Source organism: Arthrobacter jinronghuae, from assembly GCF_025244825.1.
Taxonomy (GTDB): domain Bacteria; phylum Actinomycetota; class Actinomycetes; order Actinomycetales; family Micrococcaceae; genus Arthrobacter_B; species Arthrobacter_B jinronghuae.
This window is the reverse complement of record NZ_CP104263.1, coordinates 1,467,288-1,487,305: the sequence shown is the minus strand read 5'-3', so window position 1 is coordinate 1,487,305 and position 20,018 is coordinate 1,467,288. Positions and strand designations below refer to the sequence as shown.

The 20,018-nt window shown below is 66.0% G+C and carries 17 protein-coding genes; 1 reads left to right on the top strand and 16 read right to left on the bottom strand.

Translation table 11 applies throughout. From position 1 onward, the window contains the following. Window positions 1-9 precede the first annotated feature (9 nt). The 16 genes from N2K98_RS06865 to dinB form a co-directional block, all read right to left on the bottom strand. The gene (locus N2K98_RS06865; RefSeq protein ID WP_255865301.1) at window positions 10-732 is read right to left on the bottom strand and encodes a polyphenol oxidase family protein; all 723 of its coding nucleotides are present in this window, start codon (window positions 730-732) and stop codon (window positions 10-12) included. A 41-nt stretch (window positions 733-773) separates the two neighbouring features. After that, window positions 774-1,973, bottom strand: a complete 1,200-nt coding sequence (gene ftsZ, locus N2K98_RS06860) for a cell division protein FtsZ (protein WP_229952299.1) — start codon at window positions 1,971-1,973, stop codon at window positions 774-776. 398 nt (window positions 1,974-2,371) lie between these two features. Beyond that, on the bottom strand, window positions 2,372-3,373 hold the full coding sequence (locus N2K98_RS06855) for a cell division protein FtsQ/DivIB (RefSeq protein WP_255865300.1): 1,002 nt from the start codon (window positions 3,371-3,373) through the stop codon (window positions 2,372-2,374). After that, entirely contained in the window at window positions 3,363-4,796 is a 1,434-nt protein-coding gene (murC, locus tag N2K98_RS06850; protein ID WP_255865299.1) for a UDP-N-acetylmuramate--L-alanine ligase, read from the bottom strand. The genes N2K98_RS06855 and murC overlap by 11 nt, the downstream gene beginning before the upstream one ends. Beyond that, window positions 4,793-5,902 (bottom strand): undecaprenyldiphospho-muramoylpentapeptide beta-N-acetylglucosaminyltransferase, encoded by a 1,110-nt coding sequence (gene murG / locus N2K98_RS06845; RefSeq protein WP_255865298.1) that lies wholly within the window; start codon window positions 5,900-5,902, stop codon window positions 4,793-4,795. Before murG ends, murC begins: the two co-directional genes overlap by 4 nt. Beyond that, window positions 5,899-7,227, bottom strand: coding sequence for a putative lipid II flippase FtsW (gene ftsW / locus N2K98_RS06840; RefSeq protein WP_255798096.1), 1,329 nt, complete (start codon window positions 7,225-7,227; stop codon window positions 5,899-5,901). Before ftsW ends, murG begins: the two co-directional genes overlap by 4 nt. Before the next feature lies 1 nt (window position 7,228). Next, complete coding sequence (gene murD, locus N2K98_RS06835) at window positions 7,229-8,797, bottom strand: UDP-N-acetylmuramoyl-L-alanine--D-glutamate ligase (protein WP_255865297.1); 1,569 nt, start codon at window positions 8,795-8,797, stop codon at window positions 7,229-7,231. Further along, window positions 8,779-9,882 carry a phospho-N-acetylmuramoyl-pentapeptide-transferase gene (gene mraY, locus N2K98_RS06830; RefSeq protein ID WP_255798098.1) on the bottom strand — a complete coding sequence of 368 codons (1,104 nt, stop codon included), beginning with the start codon at window positions 9,880-9,882 and terminating at the stop codon, window positions 8,779-8,781. The genes murD and mraY overlap by 19 nt, the downstream gene beginning before the upstream one ends. Further along, a complete protein-coding gene (locus N2K98_RS06825; RefSeq protein ID WP_255865296.1) occupies window positions 9,879-11,384 on the bottom strand; it encodes a UDP-N-acetylmuramoyl-tripeptide--D-alanyl-D-alanine ligase in 1,506 nt (501 codons plus the stop codon). Before N2K98_RS06825 ends, mraY begins: the two co-directional genes overlap by 4 nt. Window positions 11,385-11,390: 6 nt before the next feature. After that, a complete protein-coding gene (locus N2K98_RS06820; RefSeq protein WP_407080014.1) occupies window positions 11,391-13,049 on the bottom strand; it encodes a UDP-N-acetylmuramoyl-L-alanyl-D-glutamate--2,6-diaminopimelate ligase in 1,659 nt (552 codons plus the stop codon). Beyond that, window positions 13,039-14,820 carry a peptidoglycan D,D-transpeptidase FtsI family protein gene (locus N2K98_RS06815; RefSeq protein WP_255798100.1) on the bottom strand — a complete coding sequence of 594 codons (1,782 nt, stop codon included), beginning with the start codon at window positions 14,818-14,820 and terminating at the stop codon, window positions 13,039-13,041. Before N2K98_RS06815 ends, N2K98_RS06820 begins: the two co-directional genes overlap by 11 nt. 47 nt (window positions 14,821-14,867) lie before the next feature. After that, window positions 14,868-15,602, bottom strand: coding sequence for a hypothetical protein (locus N2K98_RS06810; RefSeq protein WP_255865295.1), 735 nt, complete (start codon window positions 15,600-15,602; stop codon window positions 14,868-14,870). Next, the gene (gene rsmH / locus N2K98_RS06805; protein WP_255798102.1) at window positions 15,602-16,600 is read right to left on the bottom strand and encodes a 16S rRNA (cytosine(1402)-N(4))-methyltransferase RsmH; all 999 of its coding nucleotides are present in this window, start codon (window positions 16,598-16,600) and stop codon (window positions 15,602-15,604) included. Before rsmH ends, N2K98_RS06810 begins: the two co-directional genes overlap by 1 nt. 181 nt (window positions 16,601-16,781) lie before the next feature. Next, window positions 16,782-17,213: a division/cell wall cluster transcriptional repressor MraZ gene (mraZ, locus tag N2K98_RS06800; protein ID WP_227922615.1), complete on the bottom strand. Its 432-nt coding sequence runs from the start codon at window positions 17,211-17,213 to the stop codon at window positions 16,782-16,784. A gap of 342 nt (window positions 17,214-17,555) precedes the next feature. Continuing rightward, a complete protein-coding gene (locus N2K98_RS06795) occupies window positions 17,556-17,930 on the bottom strand; it encodes a DUF3040 domain-containing protein (protein WP_255865294.1) in 375 nt (124 codons plus the stop codon). A 215-nt stretch (window positions 17,931-18,145) separates the two neighbouring features. Then, window positions 18,146-19,333, bottom strand: coding sequence for a DNA polymerase IV (gene dinB / locus N2K98_RS06790; protein WP_370646433.1), 1,188 nt, complete (start codon window positions 19,331-19,333; stop codon window positions 18,146-18,148). A gap of 194 nt (window positions 19,334-19,527) precedes the next feature. On the opposite strand from dinB, the gene N2K98_RS06785 reads away from it, so the two are divergent. Then, window positions 19,528-20,016 (top strand): hypothetical protein, encoded by a 489-nt coding sequence (locus N2K98_RS06785; protein WP_255865293.1) that lies wholly within the window; start codon window positions 19,528-19,530, stop codon window positions 20,014-20,016. Window positions 20,017-20,018 lie beyond the last annotated feature (2 nt).

Sequence of the window (20,018 nt, the reverse complement as noted above, 5' to 3'; positions counted from 1 at the left end):
GCGGCGGAATCAGGAACGCTGCCAGATCACGCCGGCGAACCGCCCGGTGGCGGGGTCCCGGCGGTGCGAAAACAGCTGGTCGTTCTCCAGGGTGCAGCCTCCGACCCGTTCCACGGAGACGCCCAGGCCTGCGAGCTGCGCCTGGGCGCCCGCGGGAAGATCTAGGGCGGGGGTGCCGCTGCGGGTCACAGCGGCCGTCGCCGGGAGCAGGGCAACCGATTCGGCCTGCATGGCAGCCGGAACCTCGTAGCACTGCCCGCAGACGCAGGGACCTATCCAGGCCCGGAGCCCGGTTCCCCCGGCGGAGCGCATCCGGTCGACGGCAACGGGCAGGATGTTGTCCAGCAGGCCACGGCGGCCGGCATGCACGGCGGCAGTAACGGGTCTGCCGTCGGGGCCGGCCCCGGCCAGCAGGACCGGCACGCAGTCGGCAACCATGACCGCCAGCGGGGCTGCGCCGTCGCCACTGATCAGGCCGTCCGCCGTGGGAGCACCGGTGCCGGGGCCTGCTGCTTCTGCCACCTCCGCTGAATGAACCTGGTTCATAAAGCGCAGGGTGCCGGGGCGGACGCCCATCACGGCCTCGAGTTCCGCACGCCGCTTCAGGACCGCATCCGGGTCATCCCCCACATGCAAAGCGAGGTTGCCTGCGGACGTGTTGGTGAATCCCGCCCACAGGTTGTCGCCAACCTGGCGGTGCCACCAAAACATCCGGGACAACCCCGCTGTCATGCTCAGCTGTTCTTGCTCTGCTGTTCTGCCTGCCGGTCTTCCTACTTCAGGAAGTCCGGCACGTCCAGGTCGTCCGGACGGCCGGTGGACAGATCCGATTCCACTACTGCCGGAAGATCGATGTCGAAGCCGGCGTCGGCCGGGACATCGCTGTGCTGGTGCTGTGACCGCTGGGACCACGCCGACAGGCCTGCGGATGCCGGAGCAGCAGCCCCGAAGCCGCCGGCGGCCGCTGCCGAGGCAGGAGGCGTGGCGGGCTCGGCAGGCTTGTGCTGCGCCGGCTGCGAGGTGACATCCACCTGGTCGAAGCCTGCAGCAATAACGGTAACCCGCGCTTCGTCGCCCAGGGCGTCGTCAATGACGGCGCCGAAGATGATGTTGGCTTCGGGGTGGGCAACTTCCTGGACCAGGCGTGCAGCCTCGTTGATCTCGAACAGGCCGAGGTCGGAACCGCCCTGGATGGAGAGCAGCACGCCGTGTGCGCCGTCGATCGAGGCTTCGAGCAGAGGAGAAGCTATTGCCAGCTCGGCAGCCTTGACTGCACGGTCCTCGCCGCGGGCCGAACCGATACCCATAAGTGCCGAACCTGCACCCTGCATAACCGATTTCACGTCCGCGAAGTCGAGGTTGATCAGGCCCGGGGTGGTGATCAGGTCGGTAATGCCCTGAACGCCGGAGAGCAGGACCTGGTCCGCGGAACGGAAGGCATCCAGCATGGAGACGTTGCGGTCGCTGATCGACAGCAGCCGGTCATTCGGGATGACGATCAGCGTGTCGACTTCGTCGCGCAGCGTATCGATACCGGATTCGGCCTGGTTGGAGCGGCGCCGGCCTTCGAAGGTGAAGGGACGGGTAACCACGCCGATGGTCAGGGCGCCGAGCGAACGGGCGATACGGGCGACGACGGGGGCGCCGCCGGTACCGGTTCCGCCGCCTTCGCCTGCGGTCACGAAGACCATGTCCGCTCCGCGAAGGACTTCCTCGATCTCCTCTGCGTGGTCCTCGGCAGCCTTGCGGCCGACCTCGGGATCAGCGCCGGCGCCCAGGCCACGCGTGAGTTCGCGGCCGACGTCGAGCTTGACGTCGGCGTCACTCATCAGCAGTGCCTGTGCATCGGTGTTGATGGCGATGAACTCCACGCCGCGGAGGCCTACATCGATCATCCGGTTTACGGCGTTCACGCCACCGCCGCCGATGCCGACGACCTTGATGACGGCCAAGTAATTCTGCGGTGCTGCCACGTCCTGTGTCCCTTGTTCGAATCTCTGCAACTTTTATGTTTTCGCAACTGCCTGCGTTCTGCAGCTGCATGTGTCTTGCTGAACCGGTCTGCGTACAAACCGGTTCCCGGCCGCCGACGCCCCCGTGGTTTCCAGCGGAATCCCGGAGATTCCCACTGGACGCCCGGCCGAAAACCTTGAACCGACACAACCCTAACCCTCAACTTGAGGGTTATAGTTATGTCAAGTAATCCATTACTTGAGACGCTATGGGGCCAGCGCCGCTTCCGCAAATACCGGCCCCGCGTGTCGGAGGAATCTTTCCTCACTCCCGCGCAGCATCACCTGCTTCGGACCCCCGAAAATCCCCTCGGCCGGGTCCGGTGCGGCATACGGTTTCCGGCCGTCCTCCGCGCCGGTCAACGCGTCACCGGGCGGTCGGGCGTACTCACGTCGTAAACCTGCACCGGCGGATCAGACGGCTCCATCTTCAGGAGCGCCTCAAGCACCCGTGCCTTTGCCTCATTGGCATCGGCACTCCCCCAGAATACTGTCTGCCCGCTCTTAAGCTTCAGTTCGACCGAATCCAGCGTCTGGGCGGAGGCGTTCTCCAGCCGGCCGAGCACCTCCGGCGGCAGTGCCGCCAGTACGGCCGTGATACTGGGGAAAACACTCGCGTTAATGGCTTCGCTTCCGCCGGCGATAAGCGGAAGGGCGACCGCTGCCCGGTCGGCTGCTACTGCCAGCCGGCGGCCCTCTTCATCGATGAGGACATGCGTGTCACCGTCCTGCAGCACGGCCACGGGAATGCGTTCGGTAACCGTAACCACCAGGGTGGACGGTGGCTGCGCTGCGACCTCGATCTTTTCGATTTCCGGGCGGTCTTTCAGCAGCCCTTCCACGTCGGCGTCGGAAATGGTGGGCAGGGTCTGCCCCTTCAACGGTTCCAGCGCTGCTTCAGCCTGCTCACGGGGCAGCAGCGTGGTGCCCTCGACCACTACGGTCTTCAGCTCGAGCATCGGTGAGAAAAACCACAGGGCAAAGAACAGTGCGGTGACGGACAGCGCGGAGCCGGCCGTAATCCAGGCTGCCCTGCGCCGCCGCCTGCCGGGCGGTTCCGGAAATGCCAGGACCGTTCCGTCCGTGCTCGCGCTGTTGGCGCCCGGCACCGGGGACTTGCCTGCGGAGCGCCGGGTTCCGGCCAGGCGGCCCGGGACTTTGTCCGCTGAAGTGCCCGCAGCCTTCACCGCGGATTTCCGCTTCCCGGCAGACTGCCCCGCGGACTTCGCCTTGGGGGCGCCGGAAGCGGGCCGGACGGCGGTGGAACCGGCGGCAGGCAGGACCGTCTGATCTTCCGGCTCCAGAGCCCGCGTAGCGGTGATGGTCTCGTCGTCGCTCCCGGAGCGCTTCCTACCGGCCATTGGCGGCTTTCCCAGCGGTGGCGGCAGGACGGGCCGGAACGGCGGACAGGCGGGCAACCAGTTCGGATCCGAGGACGGTGACGTCACCGGCGCCAACGGTCAGGATGATGTCTCCCTCGCCGGCACCGTCAGCAACCCGGGCCACCGCGCGGTCCGGGCTATCGGCATAGCCGCCGGGGACGTGCAGGCGGGACGTGATCAGCTCACTGGTCACGCCTTCAATCGGATCTTCCCGGGCCGGATAGATGTCCAGCACGGTGGCGGTATCCGCCAGGTCCAGGGCGGCCGCAAACTCCGCCGCAAAGTTGCGGGTCCGGCTGAACAGGTGCGGCTGGAACAACACATGCACCCGGTGCCCCCCGGCCACTGTGCGGGCAGCCTTCAGTGCGGCGTGGACTTCGGTGGGATGGTGGGCGTAATCGTCGAACACCTGCACGCCGCGTGCGCTGCCGCGGGATTCGAACCGCCGGGCGGCTCCGGAGAACGTACCCAGCCCCGCTGCGGCCACCCGGGGATCAACGCCAAGTTCCAGGGCCACGGCAAAGGCGGCAGCCGCGTTCAGGATGTTGTGCGCGCCCGGAACCTGCAGGGCAAGCTGCACCTCGGCGTCACGGCCGTCCACGGTGTACTGCAGGGTGCTGACCGAGCCGGCGCCGGCCGGGCGGGTAGCCGTAACCCGCACGTCTGCGCCGTCCGCGTAGCCGTAGGTGGCTACCCGGACTCCCGGACAACGTTCGACCAGGGCTACGGCACCGGCGTCGTCCGCGCAGGCAACAAGGAGTCCCTCCGCCGGCAGCAGCGCGGTGAAGGCGTCGAAGGAAGCGAAGACCGCTTCCTCGGTGCCGTAGTGGTCGAGGTGGTCGGCCTCGACATTGGTGACCACGCTGATCCGCGGGTTGTAGTTCAGGAAGGACCCGTCCGATTCGTCGGCTTCGGCCACGAAGACCGGTCCGGCACCGTGGGCCGCATTAACGCCAAGGGCGGCAACATCGCCGCCGATGGCGAAGGAAGGATCCAGGCCGGCCTCGCGCAGCATCACGGTCACCATGGCCGTGGTGGTGGTCTTTCCGTGGGTGCCGGCCACCGCAATGAGGTCCTGCTCCCCCATCGCCGCGGAGAGCGCAACCGAGCGGTGGATGATCCGCAGCCCGCGGGACCGCGCCGCTGCAAGTTCCGGGTTCTGCTCGCGGATTGCCGTAGACACGACTACCGTGTCGGCGCCGGCAACGTGTCCGGCGTCGTGCCCCACGAACACCGTCGCCCCCAGTGCTTCAAGGGCACGCAGTCCCGCCGAGTCCTTGGAATCGGAGCCGGAAACCGGAATGCCCTGGGCCAGGAGCACCCGGGCAACGGCCGACATGCCGGCGCCGCCCAGGCCGATGAAGTGTACGTTCCCAAGGTCTGTCGGGTTGAGCCGGTTCATGCCTTTGACCTATCGCTTGCTTCGAGGATGAATGCAGCCATCCGGGAGTCCGCGTCACGGATACCCAACGCCGCCGATGCCTTTGCCATGGCTTCCAATGCCTCGGGATCGGCCAGCAAAGGTATCAGCCTGTCGGAAATCCACTCGGCTGTGAAGAGGGAATCGGCAACCGTCAGCGCCCCGCCGGCAGCCACCAGGGCTTCGGCGTTGAGTGCCTGTTCGCCGTTGCCGTGCGGCAGCGGAACCAGGACGGCAGGCAGCCCCACCGCACTGATTTCGCAGACGGTTCCCGCCCCGGAGCGGGCCAGCAGCAGGTCCGCGGCCGCGTAGGCCTGCTCCATGCCGTCGACGTACTCCACCTGGGTGTAGCCGCGGGCGGCGATCGGTTTTCCGTCGGCGTCCACGAGGGACTTTCCGCGGCCGGTGATGTGCAGCGTCTGGATACCGGCCGCCGCCAATGCCGGAAGGGCGTGCTCCACTGCCCGGTTAATGCTCGCGGCACCGGAAGAACCTCCGGTCACCACCAGCGTGGGCCGGTCCTGCTCCAGCCCGAGGGCGGACCGTGCCGCGTTCCGGGCGGCACTGCGGTCCAGCCCGGAGATTTCCCGGCGCATCGGCATGCCGACCCACGTCGCCCGGGGCAGGCGGGTGGATTCGAAGGCCACTCCTGTCACGGCCGCGAAGCGGGCACCCACTCGGTTGGCGAGCCCGGGACGCGCGTTGGCCTCGTGCACGATCACGGGAAGCGACCGGCGGCGGGCCGCCAGGTACACCGGCGTGGAAACATAGCCCCCCACGCCCACAACGACGTCGGCCTGCGCAGCGTCCAGGATCTCGCCGGCCTGGCGCACCGCGCGGATCAGGCGGCCCGGCAGTTTGGCGAGGTCCGCGGAAGGCCGCCGGGGCATGGGGACCCGGTCGATGGTCGCCAGCTCATAGCCCGCCGCGGGCACCAGGCGTGTTTCCATTCCGGATGCGGTCCCCACCACTGTGATGCGGGCGTCGGAACGGCGTGCCGTGACGGCATCTGCAATGGCCAGGAGAGGGCTGATGTGCCCGGCGGTGCCGCCTCCGGCCAGGACTACGGAGAGGGAAGGCTGCGTCATGGAGCTGTTGGTTCACTTTCGGGGATTTTGCGGGCAAAGGAAAGCAGGACGCCGACGGCGGCGAGCGTGAAGGTCAGGGAGGAGCCGCCGTAGGAAATGAACGGCAGCGGAACGCCGATGACGGGAAGCAACCCGGTCACCATGGCAATGTTCACGAAAGCCTGTCCGATGATCCAGACCAGGATGGCACCGCAGACAATGCGGATGAACGGGTCAGTGTGGCGCATGGTGACCCGGACCGTGGCGATGGCGAGGACGGCAAAGAGGCTGACTACGACGAGCGTTCCCAGCAGGCCGAACTCCTCGCCGATAATGGCGAAGATGAAGTCGTTATGGGCTTCCGGGATCCAGTTCCATTTCTGCCGGCTCTGGCCGATGCCCACTCCCAGCCAGCCGCCGGAGGCCAGTGCGTACATGCCGGCGTTGGCCTGGTCGCACAGGCCGGTGCTGCAGTCCAGCTGGAGCCAGGCGCTGATCCGGCTGGACCGGTTGCTGCTCACCAGGGACATCAGTACCGCTCCCACGGCTGCTCCGGCCGCGAGGACGCCCAGGAAACGCAGGGGTGCTCCGGCGAAGAACAGGGCAGCAACCATGATCATGCCCATCACGATCACGGTGCCGAGGTCGCTTCCGAGCATGACCAGGACAATCAGGATCCCGCCGCCGGGGACCACCGGAATAAGGGCGTGTTTCCATTCGTTGATCAGCCGCCCCTTCCGGGACAGGACCGCCGCGAACCAGATGGCCATGGCCAGCTTCGCGGCTTCGGAGGGCTGTCCCGTGATGGGCCCGATTTCAATCCAGTTCTTGTTGCCGTTGACTTCCTTGCCGATCACCAGCACCAGGATGAGCAGGATGACGGCAACGCCGTACAGGAACCACGAGAGGAACCGGTAGTGCGGCGGACCGAGCCGCGAGAGCCCCAGCATGGCCACAACACCGGCCGCAGCGAACATGGACTGCTTCAGGAACAGATCGAAGGTCGTAGCCGCTCCCGCATCGCTGCCGGCCGCGGCGGCAATGGATTCCACCGAGGACGCCGAAAGGACCATCATCAGGCCGATGGCGGTCAAAGCCAGGGTGGCGCCGAGGATCGTGTAGTAGCTGGAGCCGGTGGCGCTCCGTCCGCTGCCCTCCAGGAAGACCAGGAAGCGTTCAATGAGCGACGGCGGTTTGGCCGGTTTTGCGGCTGCCGTCTTCCGAGCGGGCTTTTCCGTTGCGGGGCCGGTTTTCGCTGTCACCGCGCCCGTACCGTTAGTGGCTGTGGCCGCAGGGTTCCGGCGCAGGACCGGTTTGCGTTTGCTGCCGGTGGGCGTGGTGACCAATCTAGGGCTCCTTCGGAGTCTGTGCCTGTCCCGGTGCCTGCTGTTCGCTCATATATCCTGCGACGGCTTCGATGAAAGCCTCGCCGCGGTGGGCATAGGAAGTGAACTGGTCCATGGAAGCTGCTGCCGGCGCCATCAGCACTGTGTCTCCTGCTTCGGCCACGGCGGCCGCTGCGGCGACTGCCCTGCCCATGATCTCTTCGGCACTGGTGACCGGTGCCGCCGTCAGCTGCCGTTCCCCAGTCTGCTCCACAAGGGCGTGGATGACCGGTACATCGGGTGCGTGTTGTGCCAGGGCTGCCTGCAGATCGGCGGTGTCCGCTCCGATCAGCACCACGGCCTTGAGCCGGCCCCGGTGCTCAGCAACCAGGTCGTTGTAGCTGACCCCCTTGGACAGGCCGCCGGCAATCCAGACAACGCTGGAGAAGGCAGCCAGCGATGCCGACGCCGCATGCGGGTTGGTCGCCTTGGAGTCATTGATCCAAAGGATGTCGTTGAGGCGGGCCACGGGCTGGATCCGGTGGTCTCCCGGCGCATAGGCCCGCAGTCCGTCCCGGACCGCCGCCGGTTCGACGCCGAGGGCACGCACCAGCGCAGCAGCGGCCAGGGCGTTGGCCACCATATGCCGGGGCGCATACTCGCCCAGGTCGGTCATGGCTGCAAGCTCCGCGGCGGAGTCCTTGCGCTGTTCAATGAAGGCCCGGTCCACCAGCAGTCCTTCGACCACTCCGACCATGCTCACGGCCGGCACGCCGGTGGTGAAGCCTACTGCGCGGCAGCCTTCCACCACGTCGGCTTCCTCGACCATGCGCTCGGTCTCGTACTGCTCGGCGTTGTAGATGCAGGCGACCTGCGTGTTTTCGTAGATCTTCGCCTTGTCGGCCAGGTAGGCCTCATAGGAGCCGTGCCAGTCCACGTGGTCTTCGGCGATGTTCAGGCACACGCTGGCCAGCGGGGAAATGGAGTGTGTCCAGTGCAGCTGGAAGCTGGAGAGTTCCACGGCAATGGCGTCATAGCCTTCCGGATCCCGGATCGCATCCAGGATGGGAGTCCCGACGTTGCCGGCTGCGATGGCGCGCAGTCCGGCGGCCCGGAGCATGCTTTCGGTCATCGAGACGGTGGTCGTCTTGCCGTTGGTCCCGGTGATGGCCAGCCACTGTGCGGTCTTGCGGCCTTCGCGGATACGCACCCGCCAGGCCAGCTCGACGTCGCCCCAGACGGGAATGTCCGCGGCCTCGGCTGCCGCCAGCACGGGATGGGTGGGCCGGAAGCCCGGTGAGGTCACCACGAGGTCAGGGGCTTCGCCGTCGACCGCGGGAAGCCCGGCCACTGCGTCGGCGCCGAGCAGGATGTCCGCGGCGCCGACAATCCGAAGGGTGTCCGCCTTGGCGCGGTTCTCCTCGGTGTCCCTGGCGTCCACCACTACTACCCGGGCCCCGAGTTCAATCAGGGTGTCCGCTGCGGAGAAGCCGGAGAGGCCGATGCCGGTGACGACTACGCGCAGTCCGCTCCAGTCGGCGTCCCACGTGGTCAGTTCGGCAAGGGGTGCACTCACAGTCCCACCACCCATTCGGCGTAGAAGATGCCCAGCGCCACGGCCACGCAGAGGCCGGCGATGATCCAGAACCGCACCACCACGGTGACCTCGGCCCAGCCCTTGAGCTCGAAGTGGTGCTGCAGCGGAGCCATCTTGAACACGCGCTTGCCGCCGCTGAGCTTGAAGTAGCCCACCTGGATGATGACGGAGAGGGTGATGATCACGAACAGGCCGGCAAGGATCACCAGCAGCAGTTCGGTCCGCGAGAGGATGGCGAACGCGGCAATGGCGCCGCCGATGGCCAGCGAGCCGGTGTCGCCCATGAAGATCTTCGCGGGCGAGGTGTTCCACCAGAGGAAGCCGATGAGGGCACCCGCCATGGCACCGGCCAGCAGGGCCAGGTCCATCGGGTCGCGGACCTCGTAGCAGACACCCTCGGCGCCCGGCCGGCCGCAGCTCTGGTTGTACTGCCAGATCCCGATCAGGAAGTACGCCCCGAACACCAGTACCGAGGCACCGGCGGCCAGGCCGTCGAGGCCGTCGGCGAGGTTCACGCCGTTGGTGGTGCCGGTGATGATGACCAGTGACCAGATCACGAACAGGATCGCGCCGATCACCGTTCCGGCGAAGGCAAGGTCGAAGTTCGTGTCCCGGATGAAGGAGACGGCGGTCGACGCCGGCGTCCTGCCCTGCTCATTGGGGAACTGCAGGGCCAGCACGGCAAAGGTGATGCCGACGACTGCCTGCAGGATGATCTTTGCCTTGGCGTTCAGGCCCAGGCTGCGCTGCTTGGAAATCTTGGTGTAGTCGTCAATGAAGCCGACCATGCCCATACCCACGGTGAGCAGCAGGACCAGCAGGCCGGACGCCGTCGGGCTGAAGGACCCGAAGCCGAGCATGCCGCTGATGAGGTGGGTGAGGAAGTACGCGGCCACCACGGAGGCCACGATGACGGCGCCGCCCATGGTGGGGGTGCCGCGCTTGGTGTGGTGGGACGTGGGGCCGTCGTCGCGGACGAACTGGCCGTACCCTTTCCGCACCAGGAAACGGATGAACAGGGGTGTTCCGGCAAAGGCGAAGACCAGAGCCAGCGAAGACCCTACAAGCAGGGAGATCACAGGTTCTCTCCTCCGGTCCCTTCGGTGCGCGCCGGCGCACTCGCCGGATCAGTTGCTGCGGACGGTGGTACAGGGGTCAAGGCTATCCGATCGCCGAGGAAGCGCAGGGCCGCCCCGTTGGAGGATTTGAACAGGACAAGGTCGCCGGGCGCGAGGGATTCGGCAAGGATGCGTTCGGCATCCTCCACCGTCTCCACGAAGGTGGATTCCTCCCCCCAGGAGCCCTCCATGACCGCACCGGTGTGCATGGCGCGGGCACCTGTGCCCACGACAATGAGTTTGGAAATATTGAGCCGGACAGCGTAGCGGCCGATGGCGTCGTGTTCGGTGACAGCATCCTCGCCAAGCTCCAGCATTTCGCCCAGGACTGCCCAGGTGCGCCGTTCCCGGCCGAGTTCGGCCAGGGTGCGCAGGGCTGCCCGCATGGATTCCGGGTTCGCGTTGTAGGCATCGTTGATCACCGTGACACCGTCGGCGCGGTCGGTGCGCTCCATGCGCCAGCGGCTGGCTGCAGCGCGGCCGGAAAGCCCCGCGGCGATCTGCTCGCCCGGAATGCCCGCGGCGTAGGCCGCGGCAGCGGCCGCCAGCAGGTTCGCGGTGTGGTGGGCGCCGATGAGCCCGGAGCGGATTTCGTGGCGGCTGCCGTCGGGCAGCAGCAGCGTAAAGACGGGCCTGCCCTCGGCATCGGTGCGTGCATCCAGGGCACGGACGGCGTTCTTGGCACCGTGCGCTTCCTCGGGCGAGGAGGTGAAGTAGAGGACGGGCGCCTGGGTGCGCTTCGCCATCGCCGCGACGCGGATGTCGTCCGCGTTAAGGATGGCGGTGCCGCCGGCGGGCAGCGCTTCGACGAGCTCTCCCTTGGCGACGGCGATGTTGTCCACTCCGCCGAACTCACCGGCGTGCGCGGAACCTACGAAGAGGACGACGCCGATATCCGGCTTCACCATCTCCGCCAGGTAACGGATGTTGCCGATGCGGGTGGCACCCATTTCCATTACGAGGTAGCGGGTGCCGTAGCCGGCGGTGAACACGGTCAGCGGGAGGCCGACTTCGCCGTTGTAGGAACCTACCGGAGCGACGGTGGGACCGGCCTCGGCCAGGACGCCGGCCAGCAGGTCCTTGGTGGTGGTCTTGCCGGCTGATCCCGTGATGCCGATGACGGTCAGTTCGCCGTGCTCCCGGAGCCGGCGGACAATTTCCGCGGCAAGGGTACCCATGGCCAGCACGACGTCGGGGACCATCACGCCCGGGTAAAGCGCACCCGCGTCGTCGGCCACCGGCCGCTCGACGAGCGCCAGCATGGCGCCGCGGGCAAAAGCGGCTCCCACGAACAGGTGTCCGTCCGAGTTCTCGCCGGGCTTGGCAATGAAAAGCGAGCCCTGTACGGCGTCGCGCGAATCCGTGGTGGCGGAAGTCACGACTAGACCCGGAGTCTGTGCGGCCGGGCCGATCAGCTGGCCGCCTGTAATTGCCGCTATTTCGGCTGCATTAAGTTCAATCATGACGATTTAGGACTCTACCCCGTCGCTCGAAAGGGCACTGAATCCGTATCTTGTCAAAGCCCGGCGCAGTTCCACCCGGTCATCCAGGGCAAGGTTCTCCCCCATGACTTCCTGCCACACTTCGTGGCCGCGGCCGGCCACCAGCACGGTGTCCTGCGGACGGGCCAGTTCAACGGCACGGTCGATGGCAACGGCACGGGGCGCGACTTCTTCAAGGACGCACGGCAGGTCTTCCTCGGTCCGTGCACCCTCGGCACCGCGCAGGACGTCCGCGCGGATAGCGGCGGCGTCTTCGCCGTGCGGGTCATCGTCGGTGACGACGACGACGTCGGCAAGCCGGGCCGCGATGGCTCCCATCAGCGGACGCTTGGTCTGGTCCCGCTCGCCGGTGGCCCCGAAGACGATGATCACCCTCGAGTCGCCGCCGGGACGCCGCACGGAGGCAAGGGTGCGGGTCAGGGCATCGGGGTTGTGGGCAAAGTCAACGATGGCTGCCGGCTCTTCTCCGATCAGCTGCATCCGTCCGGGCACCTCAACGGTGAACGGATCATGGGCGTCCAGGGCCGCCTGCACGGTTTCTGCGGGAACGCCGGAGGCCAGCACCATCACTGTGGCCAGCGCGGCGTTGGAGATGTTGAAAGTTCCGGGCAGGGCGGTGGAGACCCGCAGCTGCTCCCCAACCGGTCCGCGGATACTGAAGGAGTGTCCGAGCCCGCGGGGCGCAATGTCCGTAACGGACCAATCGGCGTCGCGGCCTGTGCCGTCAGTCGCAAGCGTCAGGACGGGCACCCCCGCCCGGGCTGCCATTTTGACTCCCCATTCGTCATCTACCGTGACGACGGCCCGGCGGGCCCGGTCCGGCTGGAACAGTGCTGCCTTGGCAGCGAAGTATTCCTCCATGGACCCGTGCAGGTCCAGGTGGTCCTGGGTCAGGTTGGTGAACCCGGCGACGTCGAAGCGGACACCGTCAACGCGGCGGTAGGTGATCGCGTGGGAGGAGACCTCCATGGTGGCGGCGTCCAGGCCCCGCTCGCGCATCAAGGCCAGCAGCCCGTGCACCTGCGGTGATTCGGGCGTGGTCAGGACGCTCGGAATGGCTTCCCCGCCGGCGAGGATCTCGATGGTGCCGATCAGCCCGGTGGTGCGTCCGAGCGACTGCAGGAGCGAGTTCACGAAGTAGGAGGTGGTGGTTTTACCGTTGGTGCCCGTGATGCCGAACAGGGTGGGGCGGGGGCCGTCCGCAGGAACGCTGTTGAAGACGGCGGCGGCCAGCGGCCCCACCAGCCGGCGGACATCACCGGCAACGAAGACCGGAATGTGCAGGTCGGCCAGATGGGCCAGCCCCGCCTCGTCCGTCAGGACCGCCGACGCTCCGGCCGCTTCCGCTGCGCCTGCGAAGCGGGCGCCGTGGTGGCGGGCACCGGCAATGCCCACATAGAGGTCGCCGGGGAGCACCTCACGGGAATTGATCGTGAGTCCCGAGAGCTCCGTATCCCAGGCTGCTTCCGCCGTTCCTGCGGCAGGGGCAACGTCCCGCAGCTGCGCAGGCAGTGCCTGCACGGCGGCGCGGACGGTTACCGGCTCGACGGCACCGGGACGGAGACCGGATCCGGCGGGAGGATTTTCACTTATCGGCACTTCAATGCTCCAGGAATTAGTACTCAATGGGGTAAGTCTCGGGTTCACCGGTGGAAGGCGGGACGTTGTTGCTGACAAGCGTCTGTTCCATGACCTTCTGGAAGGACTGGCCCGGAATGATGTAGTAGAGGTCGCCCTGGGGCCGCTGGAGGGTCACCACAACCACGTACTTCGGATCATCCATGGGTGCAATACCAGCATAAGAGAGGGTTGAGCCTGAATAGCCGCCGTTCGGCCCGGGGGCTTCAGCCGTTCCCGTCTTGGAACCGACCCGGTACTGCTTCAACTCACCGGTCTTGCCGGAGCCGTCTTTGGTGACCGTTTCCATCATGTGCTGGACCTGAACCGCGGTCTCCTCGGAGACAACCCGCGTACCCGGTTCCTTTTCGATGGGCTGCTCCGTGCCGTCTTCCTTGATGACGGAGTCGATGATGCTCGGCTGGACGCGCACGCCGTCGTTGGCAATGGTCTGGAAGACACTTGCCGTGTGCAGCGCCGTCTGCGTCAGGCCCTGCCCGAACAGCACGGTGTACTGCTGCCGTCCGTCCCAGGCATCGGGTTCCGGCAGCAGACCTGCGGTTTCGCCGTTGAGTCCAACGTTCAGCGGTTGGCCGATCCCGAACTTCCGCAGCCAGTCGTACCGCTGCTGCGGCGTGAGCTGCTGACCGACCATTACCGTTCCGGTGTTCATGGACTTGGCCAGCACACCCGCTACGGTCATCTTGACGGTCCCGTGCGGGACGGCGTCCTTGAAGGTCTGGCCGTCGACGGTGTAGGTGGGTTCGATCTCCAGCCGCGTTTCGGGGGTGGTGATGCCTTCTTCGATGGCGGCCGCCATGGTGATGACCTTGGTGGTGGAGCCGGGCTCGAAGAAGTCCGTGACGGAACGTGCCTTCCGCGACTCCGCCGGGGTTGCGCCGGGGTTGTTGGGGTCTACCGTGGTGGATTCCGCCAGCGCGATCACCCGGGCGGTATCGGCCTCCATAACCACGATGTTGCCCCACTCGGCGTCGTACTCATCCACCTGTGCGGCAATGGTCTGCTGGGCAAACCACTGCAGGTCCTGGTCGATGCTCAGCTTTATCGATTCCCCGTCGTGGACGGGTTCATCCTCATTGGTGGCGTAGGGGATGCGGATACCGTCGCCGCCGATTTCGTAGGTCTTGCTGCCGGCCTCGCCGGCCAGGATTTCGTCCTGGGTCAGCTCAAGGCCTTCCTGCGCGCCTTCGGTGCCGAGGAAGCCCACAATGGACCCGGCTACCGATCCGGAGGGGTAGGTCCGCAGCGTCGTCCGGTCCGCGTAGATCCCCGGGAACTTTACGGCGAGGACCTTTTCCTTGATTTCCGGGGTGACGGTTTTGGCAACGAAGTTGAAGCCCTTCTCCCCCAGCAGTGCTGAGCGCAGGGTTTCCGGGTCCTGCCCGAGGATGGCGCCAAGTTCCTCAAACGCCTGGTCGAAGGTAACGTCCTGGAGTTTCCCCTCGGCGTCACGGCGCTTGAATTTCTCGCCGATGTCCTGCGAAAGGCGCTGGTCCACGACAATGTCGAACCGCTCAACGCTTCGGGCCAGGTAATTGCCGTTGGAGTCAAGGATGCTGCCGCGCAGCGCCGGTACGGTTACCGTCACGAGCCGGTTATCCACGGCGCTCTGCGCCATGCCGTCGGGGTCCAGTGCCTGGACGTGGAACAGCCGAAGTCCGAGCGCGAGCAGTAGTGCCAGGGCCAGGATCAGTCCGGTGCGCAGGCGTCCGGTTACGATGGCCACCCTGTGGTTGTCCGGGCCGGATTTTTGTGCCACAACGTGTCCTCGTTCATGCCTAAATTTTGCTGACTGCTTAGCTTGGATTAGTTTCCGCTTCGCTGCACGGGTGCGGGGATGGTTCCGCCGTTCAGTTCGCCTTCAGGGACTATGTCCGGAGACTGGGCCGGATCCGCTTCCGGAGTCCGTGCGGCTTCTTCGGCTGCTGCGGCTGCGGCCGCTGCTGCTGCTTCGCGTGCGGCGGCTTCCTCCTGCTCCACGAGCGCCCGTACCGATTCCTGCGGTTCTTCCGGAACCACGGAGGGTGCGGGGGTGATCGGCTGGGTCAGGACACTCGGTGCCCCGATCAGCAGCTCGGCAGGCTCGCCTTCCTTGGCCGCCTCCGGGCTGCCGGTGACAGCGAGGGTCTGGAGGTCGATGGTGCCGAAGCTGGGCGAAGAGACCATACCGAGATCGGCCGCGGAAGCAGCCAGGACCTGGGGTGCCTGGTGGTTTTCGATCTTCTGGGTCAGTGCTTCGTTGCGCTGGGCCAGTTCCGCCTTCTGGCTCTGCAGCTGCACCAGCTCGTACTGGCCGCTGGAAACCGAGATGTTCAGCAACAGCACCGAGGCCAGTCCGAGGACGAGGGCAGCGAAGCAGAAGACCGCGAACGGGGCACGTTTGCGGCGTGAGGCTGCAGGCACCAGGGACAGCGGGGTGCGCCGCTTTACGGTGGTGGCAGGGGCCGCCGCAGCATCCCAATCAAGCGCGCGCGCCGTGTTACCGACAACGGCGCCTGACGCCATGGTGCTGAATCGGGCCGATGGCCGACGTTCACTCATTATTTCCTGGCCCCATCCATGGGTTTGCGGATTCGTTCTACTGCACGGAGTTTTGCGGAGGCTGCACGGGGATTCTCAGCAATTTCCTCGTCCGTAGGCACCTCGGTACCCTTGGTCAGCCTCTTGAGCTGAGCCTTGTGCTGTTCAAGTTCAACGGGGAAGCCTTTGGGCGCGGAGGACCGCGCTCCTGCGGCGAAGACGCCCTTGACGATCTTGTCTTCGAGCGAGTGGTAGGACATCACCACCACGCGTCCGCCCACATTCAGCACCGACAACGATGCGGGAATGGCCCGCTCGAGGACATCGAGTTCCTCGTTCACCTCGATGCGCAGGGCCTGGAACGTTCGCTTGGCAGGATGCCCGCCGGTTCGCGCAGCCGCCGCCGGGACAACCCCGCGGATCGCCTCGACAAGCTCGCCGGTGGTGGTGAAGGGCTTCGAAGCACGTGCAGCAACAATGGCGGAGGCGATTCGCCCTGCGAACTTCTCCTCGCCCCATTTCCGGATAATGCCTACCAGCTCCGCCTCACCGTAGGTGTTGACGATGTCTGCAGCGGTACGTCCGCGGGTGGTGTCCATCCGCATATCGAGGGGCGCATCGTACGAGTAGGCGAAGCCGCGGTCCCGTTCATCGAGCTGCAGCGAGGAAACGCCCAGATCGAACAGCGCACCGTCGATTCCCTCGAATCCAAGGTCCGTGACGACATCCGCTATCTCGTCGTAGACCGCATGGACCAGGTCAATCCGGTCCGCAAACGGCTCCAGCCTCTCGCCGGCCAGTGCCAGTGCCTGCCGGTCCCGGTCAATCCCGATCACGTGAAGCTGCGGGAACCGCTGCAGCATGGCTTCGGTGTGCCCGCCCATTCCCAGGGTGGCGTCTACGACAACCGCACGGCCATGGTCGGCCACGGCGCTTTCGATGGAAGGAGCCAGGAGGTTGATGCAGCGGTCGCGCAGCACCGGAACATGCCGTTCCTCGGTGGGGCGCTCTTCGCTCATCTGAGGCTTCCTTCCATTCGTAGTGTTATTTGCCCTGCGGCCGGTTCTTAAACCAGACCCCCATCCGCGCCTCACCGCTGCGTACCTTCTGGCTCCGGGGAAGGGAAGCCAGATGGCCTTGCGGTGGGGCGGCGGGAGATCTCATTCAAGACCCGGCCCGGGTTGTAGTGGGTGGGTACTGCTAGAAAATCCCTGGAATCGCGTCTTCGTCTGTTTCCGAGAACGCGGTTTCCTGTTCTGCCAGATAGTTCTGCCAAGCGGTTGCATCCCAGATCTCGGCCCGCGTACCGGCGCCGATGACGACCAGTTCGCGCCCAAGCCCTGCGTAGGACCTCAGTGCCGGCGGGATGGTTACCCGGCCCTGCTTGTCCGGAACTTCGTCCGAGGCTCCTGAGAGAAAGACACGAATGTAGTCACGCGCCTGGCGGGAGGAAAGTGGAGCTTCCCGCATCTGGTCGTGGACCCGCTCGAATTCCTTCTGGCTGAAGACGTAGATGCAGCGCTCCTGACCCCTCGTCAGGACAAGGCCGTCGGCCAGTTCCTCACGAAACTTGGCCGGCAGGATCAGCCTCCCCTTCTCGTCCAGACGCGGCGAATGTGTTCCTAGGAACATCCCGCACCGCCCTGTCCGATTGGGGGTAAACCCCTTGAGTACCGCCCCTACCCTCTTATGTCCCCCACTTTACTCCACTTCCCTCCACAGTCAACGCCTTCGCACGTTGTATTCCGGGCGCGTCGTGTCCAAAATCCGCATGTTGAAGCGGATCCTGGCCGGTGGAGTGTTGTGGAGGGGTTTAGCCAACCGACATTGGTTCCGGAAACGCATCCCGGAGAGGGAAAAGGGCACAAAAAAGGACCCGCCGAAACGGATCCTTTTTGCGCTTCCTAGCTGCCTGCCGCCCTTTGGTCCTGAGCTGTCACGGGGTCCAGGGCCTGCGGCGCCGGGCGGGTGTACCTACGGCTGGTCGCGTTTGCGTTCGTCCCACTTGCTTTCCAGGTTATTCATGAATCCACGCTGTGTACTGGACTCACGCTCCTTGCGCCCGTCCGTCGGCGCCGGCGGACTCTTCCTCCCCCGGGTGGTTGCGTAGTACACGCCGGCACCCATGATCAGGAACCCCAGTACGCCGACCAGAATGCCTGCTTCCGTAATTCCCAGAAGCAGCACGCCCAAGCCCACCACAGCCAGCAAGGCGCCGAGGACTATTCGCCTGGTCGAGATCCCACGGCCCGCGGACGTCGCCATTGAGTTCGCGAATTTTGGATCTTCGGCATGTAATTGCTGCTCCAGTTGATCCAGCAAGCGCTGCTCGTGTTCCGACAGTGCCATTGCTGCCTCCTTGCCGTCCGGTCCTGCCCCTGTAAACCAACCAACGAACGTGTGGCGCCGGATGTTCCCGCGCAGGCTCGCTGCTGCTTTGCACTTAGTCCAAGGATAGGTGGCAACCGGTCCGCACGAAAGCGGCACGTCCACGTATTCCACCGGGTAGGGAACCAGCCTCGACGCACCGCCTATCCGGGGCCGGGCAGAGCGCCGGAAGGAGTTCAGCCCGGGAACTGGTCCGGCTCCGCCGGAGGCTTCCGGGGAGACGGCGCGATGAGCCGGGCCGGAACAACGCCCAGTTCGCCGAACCGCCGGTTGATCCGGTCCAGCGCATCCTCTGCCGAACGCCAGCTGTCCTCCCGTCCGTCCAGGGTCAGCTGCATGGCAGCACCTTCGGCGGATTCAAGTTGTTCGGCCCGCAGTCCTATCAGCCGGACGCTTTGCGGCCGCGGGCCCAGGGCAGTCAGCAGCCCTTTGGCCGTCTCGTAAATCATCTGGGCGCTGCCCACCGGCTCGGGAAGGGTGCGGGTGCGGGTGAGCGTGGTGAAGTCCGCATAACGCAGCTTCAGGGAGACGGACCTGCACTGCAGTCCGGCGGCCCGGAGGCGGACAGCGCTGCGGTGTGCCAGCCGAAGCAGCTCCGTGTGCAGCACGTCGTCGTCGCTGACGTCGGACGCGAATGTTTCCTCCGCGCCGATGCTCTTTTCGCGCCTCACGGGCGTTACGGTCCGGTTATCCCGCCCCCAGGACAATTCGTACACGTGGTCCCCCGCGGCCCCGAGCAGCCGGCGGAGCACGGTGGGCGGGGTATTGGCCACATCCGCCACCGTGGCAATGCCGACACGGGCCAGTACCTCGCGGGTCTTGGCCCCTACTCCCCACAACGCAGAAACGTCCAACGTATGGAGGAAGTCCACTGTCTGCTCCTTGGGCACCAGCAGCAGTCCGTTGGGCTTGCATCGGGTGGAAGCGATCTTGGCCACGAACTTGGTGGCGGCAATGCCGACACTGGCGGTCATGCCCAGTTCGGCGGCAACACGCTCGCGGATATGCTCGCCGATCGCCCGGGGCGGCCCGAGCCTGCGCATGGCTCCCGCAATATCAAGGAAGGCCTCGTCGACGCTGAGCTGTTCCACCAGTGGAGTAATGGATTCGAAGATCTGCATCAGCTGCCCGGAGAAGGTCCGGTAAACCTCCTGGTGCGGTTCCAGGACCACAGCCTGCGGGCACTGCCTGCGGGCAACGGCCATCGGCATGGCAGAACGGACACCGTATCGCCTCGCCTCGTAGGATGCGGACAGGACCACGGACCGTCCCCCGAGCCCGCCTACGATGACGGGCCTGCCCACCAGGTCGGGCCGTTTAAGCAGCTCTACGGAAACATAAAAAGCGTCCATATCCACGTGCATGATGGTGCAGTCGCGGTTGCCGCCGCCGGCGTCGGGACCATTGCTCACTCCATCATCGTAGCCAGCCCTGCCCCCATTCCCGTCTTTCCCGCTTCTCCGCTTCTTTTTCGGCACCCTAACCATCTTCCCTGGAGCGGTTTTCGGTTCGCCTAGACTGGGTGGCAGGACCCTGACCCCCACCGAAGCGGAACCCGATGAAAAAGACGCTCACGATGCTCTCTGCCGCGGCCCTGATCCTGGCGGCAGCCGGATGCTCCACCGACACGGCAGGGAACGCCGATTCCCAGTCCGCATCCCCTACTTCCGGCGCTCCTTCCGGCTCCCCGACACCCACGGCGTCTCCCGTTGCCCTCGCGGAGGGGTTCCCGTCCGAACTCATCCCGATGATGGATGGCGCGGAACTGCTATCAAGCAGCGTGGACCGGTCAAACGGCACGCTCACCGCGGTGCTGGTGGAGTCCTCGGACGCTCCCGCAGCCGAGATCCTCTCCTTTTACGATGCCAAGCTGGTTGCGCAGGGATTCACTGCAGCTGAGGCGGCCGCAGGTTCCCCTTCCTCACGCGACTACGTGCGCACCGGCGCCGGTGAACCCGAAACGGTCAACATCACGGCGATCACCAAAGAGGGCGGCCCGGCGACGGTGACTGTCGGTGCCACGGTCCTCGCAGAAGCGGTGAAATAACA